At 37.1% G+C, this 15,754-nt stretch carries 13 protein-coding genes; all 13 read right to left on the reverse strand.

The window, feature by feature from the left end; all coding sequences use genetic code 11:
• Window positions 1-10: 10 nt before the first annotated feature.
• Window positions 11-2,344: a translation initiation factor IF-2 gene (gene infB, locus ACQV2O_RS06590; protein ID WP_428875322.1), complete on the reverse strand. Its 2,334-nt coding sequence runs from the start codon at window positions 2,342-2,344 to the stop codon at window positions 11-13.
• Window positions 2,345-2,366: 22 nt separating this feature from the next.
• Entirely contained in the window at window positions 2,367-2,693 is a 327-nt protein-coding gene (locus tag ACQV2O_RS06595; protein WP_428873942.1) for a L7Ae/L30e/S12e/Gadd45 family ribosomal protein, read from the reverse strand.
• Complete coding sequence (gene rnpM / locus ACQV2O_RS06600; protein WP_428873941.1) at window positions 2,690-2,986, reverse strand: RNase P modulator RnpM; 297 nt, start codon at window positions 2,984-2,986, stop codon at window positions 2,690-2,692. The genes ACQV2O_RS06595 and rnpM overlap by 4 nt, the downstream gene beginning before the upstream one ends.
• Window positions 2,987-3,020: 34 nt before the next feature.
• Entirely contained in the window at window positions 3,021-4,274 is a 1,254-nt protein-coding gene (gene nusA, locus ACQV2O_RS06605) for a transcription termination factor NusA (protein ID WP_428875323.1), read from the reverse strand.
• Between the two features lie 24 nt (window positions 4,275-4,298).
• Window positions 4,299-4,772, reverse strand: a complete 474-nt coding sequence (rimP, locus tag ACQV2O_RS06610) for a ribosome maturation factor RimP (protein WP_428875324.1) — start codon at window positions 4,770-4,772, stop codon at window positions 4,299-4,301.
• Between the two features lie 116 nt (window positions 4,773-4,888).
• Window positions 4,889-9,202: a PolC-type DNA polymerase III gene (locus ACQV2O_RS06615; protein ID WP_428875325.1), complete on the reverse strand. Its 4,314-nt coding sequence runs from the start codon at window positions 9,200-9,202 to the stop codon at window positions 4,889-4,891.
• An 84-nt stretch (window positions 9,203-9,286) separates the two neighbouring features.
• Window positions 9,287-10,540, reverse strand: a complete 1,254-nt coding sequence (rseP, locus tag ACQV2O_RS06620) for an RIP metalloprotease RseP (protein ID WP_428875326.1) — start codon at window positions 10,538-10,540, stop codon at window positions 9,287-9,289.
• 18 nt (window positions 10,541-10,558) lie between these two features.
• On the reverse strand, window positions 10,559-11,356 hold the full coding sequence (locus ACQV2O_RS06625; RefSeq protein ID WP_428873936.1) for a phosphatidate cytidylyltransferase: 798 nt from the start codon (window positions 11,354-11,356) through the stop codon (window positions 10,559-10,561).
• 25 nt (window positions 11,357-11,381) lie between these two features.
• Window positions 11,382-12,107, reverse strand: a complete 726-nt coding sequence (locus ACQV2O_RS06630) for an isoprenyl transferase (RefSeq protein WP_428875327.1) — start codon at window positions 12,105-12,107, stop codon at window positions 11,382-11,384.
• A 156-nt stretch (window positions 12,108-12,263) separates the two neighbouring features.
• Complete coding sequence (gene frr / locus ACQV2O_RS06635; protein ID WP_428873934.1) at window positions 12,264-12,824, reverse strand: ribosome recycling factor; 561 nt, start codon at window positions 12,822-12,824, stop codon at window positions 12,264-12,266.
• 69 nt (window positions 12,825-12,893) lie between these two features.
• The gene (pyrH, locus tag ACQV2O_RS06640) at window positions 12,894-13,622 is read right to left on the reverse strand and encodes a UMP kinase (protein ID WP_428873933.1); all 729 of its coding nucleotides are present in this window, start codon (window positions 13,620-13,622) and stop codon (window positions 12,894-12,896) included.
• A 68-nt stretch (window positions 13,623-13,690) separates the two neighbouring features.
• Window positions 13,691-14,572 carry a translation elongation factor Ts gene (gene tsf, locus ACQV2O_RS06645; RefSeq protein ID WP_428873932.1) on the reverse strand — a complete coding sequence of 294 codons (882 nt, stop codon included), beginning with the start codon at window positions 14,570-14,572 and terminating at the stop codon, window positions 13,691-13,693.
• 152 nt (window positions 14,573-14,724) lie between these two features.
• Window positions 14,725-15,528 carry a 30S ribosomal protein S2 gene (rpsB, locus tag ACQV2O_RS06650; RefSeq protein ID WP_428873931.1) on the reverse strand — a complete coding sequence of 268 codons (804 nt, stop codon included), beginning with the start codon at window positions 15,526-15,528 and terminating at the stop codon, window positions 14,725-14,727.
• Window positions 15,529-15,754 lie beyond the last annotated feature (226 nt).

Here is a 15,754-nt window from a genome sequence, read left to right on the forward strand (position 1 = left end):
TCATACTCCTTTATTTACGTTCAACTTCGACCATGCGATAGGCTTCAATAATATCATCGACTTTGATATCATTATAGCCTTCAATCATAATTCCACATTCTAATCCTTTGTTTACTTCTTTAGCATCATCTTTAAAACGTTTCAAACTGGCTAGATCTCCTTCATAAATAACGATGTTATCACGTATCAAACGTAGCTTGCTCGTGCGTTGAATGAAGCCATCTAAAACAAACGAACCAGCGATGGTGCCTAATTTAGAAACAGAATAGGTTTCACGTACTACTGCTTGCCCTGTTACTTCCTCAACATACTCAGGGTCCAGCATTCCTTTCATAGCTGTTTCAATTTCATCAATTACATTGTAAATAATATTATGGAGACGAATATCTACTTGCTCTTCTTCTGCTTGTTGTTTTGCTTGAGGAGTTGGTCGAACATTAAATCCTACCACAATTGCTGATGAGGCATTAGCTAAAGTAATATCAGCCTCATTAATTGCTCCTACCGCCTGATGGACAATATTAACTTTTACTCCCTCCACATCTATTTTCATCAATGAAGCAGCTAATGCTTCTACTGAACCTTGTACATCTGCTTTTAGGATTACGTTAACTGATCTTAACTCACCTTCTTGTAAGGTTTCGAAAAGATTATCCAAAGTAACTTTCTTCTTAAGGTCTCTTTGTTGTTCTTGAGCCTTCTGAGCTCTTTCTTCTCCAACTTGACGAGCTGTTTTTTCATCTTCAAAGACCACAAACTGGTCTCCTGCTTGAGGAGCATCATTCAAGCCTGTAATTTCCACCGGCATGGATGGACCAGCTGAGCGAATACGACGCCCTTGATCATTGACCATTGTTCTTACTCTACCATAGGTGTTACCCACAACAATTGGGTCCCCTATATGTAGGGTACCATGTTGAACTAATAAAGTCGCAGTGGCACCGGTAGCTTTATCTAAGCGCGCTTCAATGACTGAACCTAAAGCTAAACGGTCTGGGTTAGCTTTTAATTCTTGAACTTCTGAAACCAGAAGAATCATCTCTAATAACTCATCCAAATTAGTCCCGTATTTAGCTGAAATATTAACAAAGATATGTTCGCCACCCCAGTCCTCAGAAATAATACCATGTTCAGATAATTCGGTCATTACCTTATCTGGATTGGCTTCAGGTTTATCAATTTTGTTAATCGCTACAATTATCGGTACATCTGCAGCTTTGGCATGATTAATCGCTTCAACCGTTTGAGGCATCACGCCATCATCTGCTGCAACAACAATAATTGTAATATCAGTCACATCTGCACCACGTGCACGCATGGTTGTAAAGGCAGCATGTCCTGGCGTATCAAGAAAAGTGATTGGCTTATCATTTAAAACAATTTGATAGGCACCAATATGTTGAGTAATTCCACCAGCTTCTCCTTCAGTCACTCTCGAATGGCGGAAGGAGTCCAAGAGACTGGTTTTTCCGTGGTCAACGTGACCCATAATTGTAACAACTGGTGGACGAATGCTTTGATTATCATCAGCAGCAGCTTCTTCAAAATAATGATCTAAGTCTGAAACTTCAACAACAACTTTTTCAATAGGTTCAACGCCATATTCTAAACAGATAATTTCAATCACTTCTTTAGAAAGTGCCTGGTTTTGATTGACCATTACCCCTTGTAGCAATAGTTTTTTAATAATTTCAGTTGCATCTCGGTGGAAGCCTTTAGCAATATCTTGTACATTCATTCCTTCAGTATAGTAGAACGCTTCTGGAAGGTCTTTATGCTTACGAGCTGTTAAGCCTTTAGACTCTTTTTGATAGTTACTATTTTGCTTACCACGACGGCCACGACGGCGATCGCCACGACTTCTTTTGGATCCACCAGTGGATTTATTTGAAGAATTACTTTGATTGCTTTGATTTGCTTTTTGACCTTCTACAGCTTGTTTACTATCAGTTGATTTCTTTTGCTTAGAAGCTGCCTTTTCATTAGGATTTTTAGACTTAGTGTTAGGGTTTGTATTATGACCTTGTGCTTGAGAATCTTTTTGAGAAGAAGGCTTTTTAGAAGCTTTCGACTTGTCTTCATCCTTGCGCTGCTTGGCATCTTTGTGTTGATTGTTTTTTTGATTTGATTCTTTAGTAGCTTCCGTCTTCTTAACATCCTTTTTGGTTTGTTTACCACTAGTCTTCTTATTTTGTAAAGCTTTCTTTAATTGTTCTTGTTGTTCTTGCGTTACCGAGGACATATGGCTATTAAATTCAAAACCATTATTTTCAGCAAGCACTAAGACTTCTTTTGAAGTCATATTGTTTTGTTTAGCAAATTCATATATACGAATAGTACTCATACAAACACCTTCCTATCTTGTATTATTGATTATTCATTGTATTTTCTCCTGTCACATAAGATAAAAATTTTTCAGCCATTCCTCGATCGGTTATGCCGCAAATTGTGCGTGATTTGCCGATTGCATGGCTGATTTGATATTTTGTAAAACGATGATTAATGGCTATTTTTTTTTCACTAGCCAAACGATGGTAGCGATCACTAGTGGAATCACTGGCATCAATCGCTAAAATCAAAAGTTTAACTTTTTTGTTCTTTGTGGCTTTAGTGACTAAATCGTCACCGGAAATTAACTTAGAGGCTCTTTGAGCCAAACCTAATAAATTGAGTTGTTTTTCTTCTGGGCTCATAGTAGTTCTTTTCGCGCCTTTTGGTGGTCTAGAAAGCGATAAAGTTCTTGATAAAACTCTTTATCAATCTCCATTTCAAATGTTCGATTAAAAACTTTTTTCTTTTCCGCTTGTATGGCTAACTCTGGATCCAAGGAGATATAGGCTCCTCGTCCATTCTTTTTACCAGTTGGGTCTATTTCAATGGTACCTTCTGGGGTTCTCACAATACGGATTAAATCTTTTTTGGGATGAGATTCACCAGTAACAACACATTTGCGCATGGGAACTTTTCTTTTTTTCGCTTGGCTCATTTCCATCCTCCTTTGATGTTAATAAATTAAGTGCTTATTCTTGCTCTGATTCTTCAGTTTCTTCAAACGCTTGCTCCAGCTCTTCATCAAGTGATTCCTCTGCCGATTCACGATATTCTAAATCAGCTTCTGCTGGATCGTCATCTATCTGGCTGGAAGTCTCTTGAAGCATTTCTTCAAGATTATCTAAATCCTCTGCAAGATTTAATTCTTCTTGTCCAGTTGATTCAACTGCTTTTTGTTCAATTAAATATTCTTGATAGCTAGTCTCAGACTTAATATCAATCTTATAACCAGTTAAACGAGCTGCTAAACGAGCGTTTTGTCCTTTTTTACCGATGGCTAAGGATAACTGATAATCTGGTACCACAACAATACAAGAATGATTATCTTCATCAAACACAACATTAATCACTTCTGCTGGATTCATAGCATTTTTTATGAAGGTAGAGGGGTCTTCATCCCATTGAATGATATCCATATTCTCACCATTTAATTCATTGACAATACTTTGAACTCGAGATCCTCTCGGACCAACACAAGTTCCAACTGGATCAATATTAGAATCACGCGAAGAAACTGCAACTTTCGAACGGTCGCCCGCTTCACGAGCAATTGAGATTATTTCCACAACACCTTCGTAGATTTCCGGAACTTCTTGCTCAAATAATCTTTTAAGGAAATCAGCATGTGAGCGTGAAACAACAATCTGTGGCCCCTTACTAGTTTTATCTACCTTGACTACGTATACTTTTACCCGTTCATCCATTTGAAATTGCTCAGTTGGAATCTGTTCACTAGCCGGCATTATGGCTTCAACTTTACCTAAGTTCACATAAACATTGCGAGCATCTGAACGTTCGATGATTCCTGTTAAAATTTCATCTTGATGCACAATAAATTCATCATAAATAATATCTCTTTCAGCCTCACGTATTCTTTGCATAACGACATGTTTAGCGGTTTGAGTAGCAATTCTTCCGAAATCTTTAGGAGTCACTTCAAATTTAATCTTGTCTCCTATTTCATAGGCACGATTAATCTTCAAAGCTTCTTCTAGAGAAATTTCTAAAGTAGGATCATAATTGATATCCACAACTTCCTTAACTGAATAAACTTTAATATCACCGGTTTCTTCGTTAAAAATAACTTCCACATTTTGTGCTTGATCATAATTTTTTTTGTAGGCCAAAATCAAAGCAGACTCTAAAGCTTCTTTAATAACTTCAGGCTTTATCCCTTTTTCTGCTTCAAGAACCTTCATGGCATTTACTAATTCTTTGCTCACACTTAACTCTCCTATCTCATCTTGCTAAAACTTAACAGCAAGTCTTGCCTTAGCGACACCCTTCTTATTAATTTCAAGTTCTTTAGTGACTGTTTTAATTGGAACCTTCAATAGATAATAATCCTCCGTCACATCTAAAAGAACGCCCTCATGTTGTTTTTCACCGTATTGAGGGGCATAGTAATCAAAGTGGACATATTCACCAATGGCTGACCGAATTTGCTCTTCATTTTTCAAAGGTCTTTCAGCTCCTGGTGAGGAAACTTCTAAAAAGTAAGCTTCCGGAAAAGGATCTGGTTGCATAGTGTCTAAAACTTCAGAAATTTTTTCTGAAATTAAAGCACAATGATCTAAATCAATGCCCCCTTCCTTATCAGCATAGATACGGAGAAACCAATGCTTTCCTTCTTTTAGATATTCAATATCAATAAGTTGACAATCTAAGGATGCGATAATTGGCTCCACTAGCGGCTGAACTTTGTCTATCACAATACTCATCAATTCACCTCTTCATTTTTATTTTGGTTGAATAATAAAAGAGCGAGCGTTTCCGCCCACTCCTCCTCGAATAATTTGCTAAATAGAGTATATCATATTATCTATTCATCAACAAGTTAGAAGAGTGACAGCTGGTCTTCATCTGGTAAATCAGCTAAAACACCATTCTCTTCTAAATATTCCATAATTGTTTTCGAAACTTTACCACGTTTTTGTAAGTCTTCTTTAGAAATAAAGGCTGCTTGCTCTCTAGCTTCTACAATCGATTTAGCGGCCCCTATTCCCAAACCAGGAATTGTTCTAAAAGGAGGGATCAAACTCTCGCCATCGATAATAAATTTAGTGGCGTCTGATTTTTCCAAATTAATCATTTGGAAAGTTATCCCTCTTTCTAGCATTTCATTCGCTAGTTCTAAAACAGTTCGCAAGCTATTTTCTTTTACTGAAGCATCCATTCCCTTGGCCATAATTTCTCTTAAGCGATGTTTAACCATTTCCTTGCCTTGATGCATGGCAAGGATATCAAAGTCTGATGCCCTTACCGAAAAGTAAGCCGCATAATAGAATTTAGGATAGTGAACTTTGAAGTATGCCACCCTCAGTGCCATCATGATGTATGCAGCCGCGTGAGCCTTAGGGAACATATACTTAATCTTCAGACAAGAGTCGATATACCATTCTGGAACATTATTCGCTCGCATTTCAGCTTGCCAGTCATCAGGAATTCCTCTTCCTTTACGAACATGTTCCATTATTTTAAAGGCTAAGGAATCTTCTAATCCATATTGCATCAGTGTCACCATGATATCGTCACGACAACCAATTACCTTAGCTAAGGGTACAATATTCTTTTGAATCAACTCCTCAGCATTGCCCAACCAGACATCCGTACCATGCGATAAACCAGAAATTTGTAACAACTCCGCAAAAGTTGACGGCTTGGTCTGAGTCAGCATCCCTCTGACAAAACTGGTCCCAAATTCTGGTACCCCTAAAGTACCTGTATCAGAAAAAATTTGCTCTTTTGTGACACCTAAGACTTCAGGACCTGAGAACAAAGACATCACATCAGGATCAGAGAATGGAATATCTTGAGGATCAATACCTGAAATATCCTGTAAGAAACGTATCATGGTCGGATCATCGTGTCCTAATATATCTAATTTCAGCACATTATCATGAATAGAATGGAAGTCAAAGTGAGTCGTGCGCCATTCTGAATGAATATCTTCGGCTGGAAATTGTATAGGCGTAAAGTCATAAACATCCATATACTCAGGAATAACGATAATCCCACCTGGGTGTTGGCCGGTTGTTCGTTTCACCCCTTCAATTCCTTTAGCCAAGCGCTCTTTTTCAGCTTGAGGCACTTGGGTCATGGTATTTTCAAGATAACCCTTCACATAACCAAAGGCCGTCTTTTGTGCAACGGTGGAGATAGTCCCCGCACGAAAGACATGGTCTTCTCCAAATAAAACTTTAGTATAAGCATGAGCTTGCGGTTGATATTCCCCAGAGAAGTTAAGATCAATATCGGGTACCTTATCCCCTTTAAAACCTAAGAATGTCTCAAACGGTATATCCTGTCCGTCTCGCTTTAAATCTTTACCACATGATGGACAGGCTTTAGGCGGTAGATCAAAACCTGATCCAACTGAGCCATCCTTAAAAAACTCGTTGTAATGACAATCCGGACAGTAATAATGTGGCACTAAAGGATTAACTTCGGTTATTCCAGTCATTGTCGCTACAAAACTAGAACCTACGGATCCCCTTGACCCAACTAGATAGCCGTCTTGATTGGATTTTAGAACCAGCTTTTGCGAAATTAAATAAATAACGGCAAATCCATTAGAGATAATCGAATGTAATTCTTTTTCCAATCTTTTTTCAATTAATTCTGGTAAAGGATTTCCATACATTTCGTAGGCCTTGCCATAGGCCAAATCACGAATTTTTTGATCAGAGCCTTCAATATTTGGTGTGAATAGTTTTGAGTGGATCACTTCAATGTCGTCTTCGACCCAATCGGCTATTTTATTCGAATTAGTTACCACTAATTCATAAGCCAAATCTTCTCCTAAGAAAGAAAACTCTTCTAGCATCTCATTAGTCGTTCTAAAATGGAGTGGTGGGAAATGGAGGTCGCGATTAGCATTGCGTTTTAAAGACTTGAGTAATATTTCGCGGTAAATCGAATCCCGTTCTTCTAGGTAGTGAACATCTCCAGTAGCCACTAGTAACTTGTTATGTTCATTGGCTAGCTTAACCATTCCTTGCATGATCTTAAACAAATCTTCACGAGATCTAATCAAGGTTTCTTCAATCAGGGTGTCATAGACAGAAGGGGGTTGAATTTCTAAATAATCATAATATCCTACTAATTCACTAGCTTCTTGATAACCCTTCTGCATCAAGGTTGTAAAAACTTCTCCATTGGAGCAAGCGGAACCGACAAGTAAATTTTCTCGATACTGATTTAAGACAGACCGTGGTATTCTGGGTTCGCGATAAAAATACTCCACATTGGAAATAGAAATCAGTTTAAAGAGATCTTTGAGACCTGCTTGATTTTTAGCAATTAAAGTAGCATGAAAAGGTCTTATCTGTTTATATGCATCACCTTTACCCATCTCTTTATTCAACAGATTATGGTGGGTCATTTGATATTGCTCATTGGCTTGTTCTAGTAACTTAAACAAGATATGACCCGTTGTTTCCGAGTCATAAATAGCTCGGTGGTGTTGTTCTAAAGTTACACCGTAACGCTTGGCAAGATTGTTCAATCGGTGTCCTTTTATATTAGGGTTTACCAACCTTGATAGGGCAAGTGTATCAATCACTGGTAAATTATTCATAGCTATGCCATGACGCACATAGGCTTGATTAATAAAGCCCATATCAAAGGAAGCATTATGTGCCACCAAAATGGTGTCTTGTGTAAATGCTAAAAATTTGTCTATTACTTCTTTTTCACTTGGTGCATCTTCTAGCATAGCATCGGTAATGCCTGTCAGTTCTGTTGTAAAGGATGAAAGTGGATGACCAGGATTAATAAAGGCCTCGAAAGTATCAATTACATTCCCCTTGTGCATTTTAACAGCAGCTAATTCAATCATACGATCATAGACAGAGGATAATCCGGTCGTTTCCACGTCAAAAACAACATAATTAGCTTCTGAAAGATCATGATCACTTTCATTATAAGCAATAGCTTCACCATCATTAACAATATTAGCTTCAATACCGTAAATCACTTTAATATCGTTTTCTTTACCCGCATAATAAGCTTCTGGGAAAGCTTGAGCACCAGCGTGGTCGGTAATAGCTATAGCTGAATGTCCCCATCGAGCCGCTGTTTTAATATAATCTGAAACACTATTGGTCGCATCCATTTGAGACATATTAGAATGTAAATGGAGCTCTACTCTTTTTTGACCTTCAAAGCTATCTTGACGTTTTTTAGGATTTAACTTACGAATCGAACGAGGCCTAAAATCTAGTTCACCAGAATAATTATCTGGGACCATATCCCCTTCCATTCTCAGCCAGTCTCCTACTTGAAACTGATGAATTTGCTCCTTAGTTAAGCGTCGTCCAGAAATTAATTTGACAGCCACAGAGGAAGTATAATCCGTCACTTTCATGATGGATAAAATTTCTCCCGATCGTAAATCACGGATATCATTGGCGAAGACATAACCTTCGATTACTTGTTTGTATTGATTTTCTGGCAAATCAATAATAGGAGTAGCTGTGATATTAGGGATGTCTTTTCCTACTGGCTTAATTTCACTAATATTGACTGATTGTTTCTGCTTTTCTTGTTTTTTCTCTTCATTTTCAATCGCTTCTAGTAGGTTTTGATGATCCAATTCTTCTAAACGCTGTTTAGTTGTTAAATGAGTGGCATCGCTTAAGGATTGATCAACATAGTAAATGATTTTTATTCCTTTAAAGCCTACTTGATCAAAGTGTCTTTTAATTATGTGATCGTATTTATTATCAAATGTATCTACTTGACTCTGACTCGCTAAACCTATTTCAAATAGTTTTGTACTTGCATCATAAGAAATGGAGGCATCTTGTAAACAAACTCTTAAAAAAGGTGTCTCATTCATAATAACAGTTTTTATTTTTTTCCAATAATCCTCAATTAACTGACGATTATCAGTTTCAGCCTTATCAAAGTGCCACCATATTTCGGTTTCTACTATTTGAGCAAAAGCCTGTCGCATAGTAGTTAGTAATAAGTAATAGAGGTCTGGGTGAATCCGCTGTGGGAATCTCAAATGAAAAATCCAGCGTTGGCTGTCTGCTAAAACTTCCACTTGCTCAATTTGACCTCCTGCTAATGCACTTAGAATGTCTGGATCTGTAATGTTTAGTTGCTCCAATAAAACATCGAATAAAGTTTTTTCTTTGCTCATATGAATCCTTTCTTTTTACTTGTGTCGCATTTAATTTTACAATGCATCACTTAAAAAAACCCGTAAAAGACAGGGATTTTGTTCCTAGAAAAATGCTCGCATAATGTCATTCCAAGTAACTGCAATCATCAAAATCAATACTAAAACAACCCCTACCATGGTAACTAAACCTTCTTTTTCTTGGCTGAGAGCTTTACCTCTAACTAATTCAATTAAGTTCAGGACAATTTTCCCTCCATCTAATGCCGGTATCGGTAATAAATTAACAATTCCTAGATTGGTGGATAAGGAGGCAAGAAAAGCAACCATATCGATCAAGCCTTCATTAGCAACCGTGCTAGTTGCCTGAGCCATTGCCACAGGTCCTCCTAACATATTTAAATCAAAACCACGTGAAAATAATGTAGCCAAGGCCGAAAGGACCATGATGAAAGTTCGATAGGTAGCTGTAAAACCAAAAAACAAACGATCTTTAAGCGATGTCGATTGACTGACGGTAATTCCTAACGAACCATATCCCAATTCATTCTCCTCCAATTGGAGTTCTTTTTTAATGACTTGGTCTTGTCTTTGAATTTCTAATCGTACTGTCTCTTTAGGGTATTGGGCAATTAAATCCACTAAGCCTTGCCAATCTTTGGTCTCTTCTTCATTAACTTTAGTGATTCGATCCCCAGCTTGCAAACCAGCTCCTGCAGCAGGACTGCCCTCAACCACTTGACCTATTTGATTGGTAGTGGTAGGAATTCCTGGAAGCATTAAACCGACTATCGCAAAAGCAACAATCGATAAGATAAAGTTATTAAGTGGCCCACCAAAATTAGTGAGAATCTTATGCCAAACTGGAACTGATTCATAACGCGTTGCTAAGGGGGCTACACGAATAATGGTTCCATCTTTTTCAATGATTTCTGCTTGAGGATGGACATGATAAGTTTTAAGAAATTCTTCCCCTTGTTCATAAACTTCAAGAGTCATCTCATTTACCAAATCGGCCTTATCTAATCGAACAGGTAGTTCATTGATATCACTAGTCTCACTAAGGTTAATTTTAATAACCTTATTTTGTTCATTGAAAGTTAAACCTAAAGATTGTCCCGGTTGAACTTCAGCTTCTTCATTTAAACCAGCTAAACGAACATAACCTCCCATTGGTAAAGCACGAATAGTGTAGGTGGTCCCATCTTCGGCTTGTTTTGAAAAGATTTTAGGTCCCATCCCTAGTGAAAATTCTCTCACTAAGATGCCTGCTTTTTTAGCCCAATATAAGTGCCCAAACTCATGAATAATCACAATAATCGAAAAGATAATTAAGAAAACTAAAACTGTTTTTAACATCGCTTACTCCATTTCTAATTAAACACCTAAAAAGTTATTCCATACAACAAACATGATGCTGGCAAATATTGTTGAATCAAAACGATCCAATACTCCCCCATGTCCTGGAAGTAATTTGCCCGAATCTTTCACACCAAAGTCTCTCTTATAGGCGGATTCTACTAAATCACCGAACTGACCAGCTATAGAGATAAGAATGGTTAAAAAGCCAAGATATTGTGGGTTTTTTATTTCAACAGTAAAAAAGAGACTGTAAATACTAGCGACTACAAAAGCGGTTGCTACGCCACCCAAAGCTCCTTCTACTGTTTTGTTAGGACTTATTCTGGGAGCCAGCTTATTCTTCCCATACTTTCTACCTATTAAATAAGCTCCAGTATCCGTTGACCAAATCACCAAAAGAACATATAGAATAGTCGTTAAACCAAGGTCTCTAATCATTATTAAATAACGAAAGCCAAAACCTATATAAAGCGAAGCAAAAATTAAAGTGGATGCATCTACAAAATTAAAACGTTGATAATTATAAACCGTCAAAATCAACAATAACATTCCTGCTAAATAAAAAATCATCAAGGGGTCTGCTTCAGAAAAAATAGGACCAAAATATTTCTCTGGTAAGAGGACCGAGGCTAAGGCTAAAGTTGATATTAAGCCTATTTCATTTAAATAATCGATTTTTTTCATCTCAGCCATTTCGTACAAGGCTATTGCACCCAACAACATTATACAATAGCTAAACCATTTCCCACCCAAGATGACAAATGGTAGATAAATAGAGATCCCAATAATTGCTGTAATGATTCTTTGTTTCATTTTGATCCCTACTCCTTTCTAACATTTAAGAGATTTTACCGAATCTTCTCTGTCTTTCACTATAAGCTGCAATCGCTTGATCAAAGTCTTCAGTTGAAAAATCAGGCCATAAGACCTTTGTAAAATAGAATTCACTATAAGCTAATTGCCATAATAAGAAATTGCTGAGTCTTAATTCACCAGAAGTTCGAATCATCAAGTCTGGATTTGAGTATGAAGCAAGATCTTGAGTCATTAGAGACTGATCAACTAATTCTTCGGTAATTTCTTCTGGCTTTATTTCATTTTTTAAAACTGCCTGACTAATACTTTGAATGGCTTGAACTATCTCTTGACGTCCACCATAATTTAAAGCAATGTTTAAAATCAATCCACTATTATCCTGCGTTTTTTCTACTGCTCGATCTAAGATTTTCTTAGTTTCTTCAGGTAAACGATTAGCATTACCAATATAGGTAACTTTAACATTATTTTCCATTAATTGAGGCTTGAAGGATTCAAAAAAGTCTTTTGGCAAAGACATTAAGTAATCCACTTCATCCTTGGGACGCGCCCAATTCTCTGTAGAAAAAGCATAAACCGTTAATACCTTGATTTTAAGTTGATGTGCACGAATGGTAATTTTTTTGATGGTCTCGACTCCCTTTTTATGCCCCATTACTCGAGGTAAAAAACGCTTTTTAGCCCAGCGACCGTTACCATCCATAATAATTGCAACATGGTTAGGGATCTTCATATTATCTAAATTCATGGTTGTTTCCTTTCAGTAGCATAAATACCTTTTAATTATAGCAGAAAGAAATTGTATATTAAAAGAAAACTAGAAGAAGTTGTTTAATCATAAAATTCTAGTCATTCATAATAAAAAATCAAGTCAAGACTTCTTGACTTGATTTTTGGTCGGTTTTTAGTTATTTCTGATTTCATCTTCTTTAACTGAAGTTAGGCGATCAATTTCCTTAGTCGCATTATCAGTTATTTGCTGAATATCCTTTTCATAACGTTTTAATTCATCTTCAGTAATTTCACTATCTTTTTCAAGTCGCTTAGCTTCATCCATTGCATCTCGACGAATATTTCTTACTGAAACTTTTGCATTTTCTTGTTCTTTACCGATTACTTTAACTAATTCTTCTCGTCTTTCTTTAGTCAATGCAGGTATCACAAGACGAATAACTTCACCGTCATTTGTAGGTGTAATTCCCACATCACTCATCATGATTGCACGCTCAATATCTTGAAGCGAACTCTTATCATAAGGTGAAATTACTAACATTCTTGCTTCAGGTGTATTAATTGAAGCTAACTGGTTTAATGCCGTAGGTGTTCCATAGTATTCAACCATGACACGGTCTAAAATACTAGCATTAGCAACTCCAGCGCGAATAGTTCCTAATTCACGTTGAAAAGCTTCAATTGATTTTTGCATTCGGCTTTCAGTATTTTTTAATATATTATCAGCAGCCATTTTCTTCCTCCTATATGATCCATAGTTATTTTATTATACCATATTTAAGCATTGTAAGAAAAGTTAGAACTAATCATGATTATTTCCAACAGTTGTTCCAATATTTTCACCAAGAATGACACGTTTAATATTCCCAGGTTCGTTTAAGTTAAAGACAACTAATGGAATGTTGTTATCCATAGACAAGGAAGAAGCCGTAGAATCCATTACTTTTAAGCCTTTAGAGATAACATCCAAGTGGGTTAAATTTTCATATTTAGTAGCTGTTTCATCCGTCTTTGGATCTGCACTGTAAACACCATCCACATTATTTTTAGCCATCAGAATAACGTCTGCTTCAATTTCAGCCGCTCTCAAAGCAGCAGTGGTATCTGTTGTGAAATAAGGGTTACCAGTACCACCAGCGAAAATAACTACTCGACCCTTTTGAAGATGACGAATCGCACGTCTGCGAATATAAGGCTCAGCTACAGCACGCATTTCAATAGATGTTTGAACTCTTGAGGGGACATCCAGATTTTCTAATGCATCTTGCAAGGATAAAGCATTCATTACAGTTGCTAACATACCCATATAATCTGCTTGTGCCCGGTCCATTCCCATTTCAGCACCAATCGATCCACGCCAAATATTTCCGCCCCCTACAACAATAGCTATTTCAATGCCTAATTGATAAACTTCTTTAAGTTGTTGGGTAATTGAACGGACTGTCGCAGGGTCAATGCCAAATCCATTTTCACCTGCTAAAGCCTCTCCACTCAGTTTTAGAATTGCTCTTTGATATTTTGTTTTAACCATTATTCTCACCCTTCTTTTCCTTTAAAAAGACCCCAGCAAAAACTGGGGTCTCTATTAAATGTTGTAAATTACTTGCCCATTTGAGCGGCTACTTCTTCAGCAAAGTTATCTTTACGTTTTTCAATTCCTTCTCCAACTTCAAAACGTACATACTCAGTAACTTTACCCCCTTTAGCACCAACATAATCTGCAACTTTTTGATCGCCATCTTTAACGAAAGCTTGCTCGTTCAATACGATTTCGCCGTAGAACTTATTCATACGACCTTCAACAATCTTGTCGACAATCTTTTCAGGCTTGCCTTCGTTTAATGTTAGCTCGCGTTGAACAGTTTTTTCGCGTTCGATTACTTCAGCATCTACATCTTCACGATTTAGGTATTTAGGGTTGATTGCAGCAACATGCATCGCAACGTCTTTAGCTACATCTTCATCTTTAGAATCTGCAACGACAGTTAAAACACCAATCCGTCCTCCTTGGTGAGAATATTCACCGAAGACATCATTATCCCCTTTATTTAAAAGGGCAAAGCGACGGAAAGAAAGTTTTTCACCAATTACAATAGTTGATTCTGTAATTAATTCTGCGATTGTTTGTCCATTAACTTCCAAGGCATTGGCTGCTTCCATATCAGCTGGTTTACCTTCAGCAACAGCTTTTACAATATCATTAACTAATGTAATGAACTTGTCATTTTTTGAAACAAAGTCTGTTTCAGAGTTTACTTCAACTAATGCAGCAGTATTTCCATCAATATAGCTTGCAGTTAAACCTTCTGCAGCGATACGGTCTGCTTTCTTAGCAGCCTTTGCAAGTCCTTTTTCACGTAATAAGTCGACTGCTTTGTCCATATCTCCATCAACTTCAACTAAGGCTTTCTTAGCATCCATCATTCCAACACCAGTCATATCACGTAATTCTTTTACTTGTTTTGCAGTTACTTTTGCCATCTATAAAATCCTCCTTGGAAATATCATTCAATAATGTGCTACCTTAATTATTATATCAAAATTATTCAGCTTGCTAAAGCCTAATGTATGTATTTTCATAAAAAAGCTGTCTAAAGATGCTTGGCAACTTTTGACAGCTTTTCTTAATTTATTTATTCAGCTTCAGTCGCTGGAGAGCTTTCAGCTTCTTCTGATTCTGTATTTTCTTCCTTGTTGTCAAATAAGTTATCAAAGAATTGGCTATCCCCTTGCTCATCAGTGTCCACGTCAATTTGACCTTGATTTGCTTCAATTGTTGCTTCTGCCATAGAGCTTGTAATTAATTTAATGGCACGAATGGCATCATCGTTTGCTGGAATAACATAGTCAATCTCATCAGGGTCACAGTTAGTGTCCACCATCGCAACAATTGGAATATTTAATTTACGAGCCTCTTGAACCGCGATACGCTCTTTGCGTGGGTCTACGATAAAGATCACGTCAGGTATTCTTGGCATATCTTTGATACCACCTAAGAATTTTTCTAATCGATCCCACTCTTTACGTAATTCACCGACCTCTTTTTTAGGAAGCACATCGAAAGTTCCATCTACTTCCATTTGCTCTAAAGCTTTTAGACGACGAATACGTCCTTGGATGGTATCCCAGTTTGTTAATAAGCCACCTAACCAACGGTGGTTAATGTAGTACTGACCTGCTCTTTCAGCTTGTTCTTCAATTGCTTGCTGAGCTTGCTTTTTAGTGCCTACGAACAAAGCAACGCCACCATCAGCAACTGCATCTCGCATGAAATTATATGCTTCATCTACCAACTTAACCGTTTTTTGCAAGTCGATGATGTAAATACCGTTACGTTCTGTAAAGATGTAACGTTTCATTTTAGGATTCCAGCGACGTGTTTGGTGTCCAAAGTGCACACCAGCTTCTAACAATTGTTTCATTGAAATAACTGCCATATTATAAACTCCTTTTGGTTTTGTATTTTCCTCCGCTAGTTTCATTTAGCTATTAGACTCATGAGAGCACCCTAGTAACTATCCACTAACGTGTGAATTGTGCCTAAGCACTCTTATAAATATAAGCTATTCGATCAAAAAATGCAAATGAATTTTTGCTTTTAAACTATTTTTGTTAAACGTAAATGATAATGTCTCAAGAGAACACAAATCAAAATGTCCCACT

The sequence above is a fragment of the Facklamia sp. P13055 genome (assembly GCF_050409445.1).
GTDB lineage: Bacteria > Bacillota > Bacilli > Lactobacillales > Aerococcaceae > Facklamia.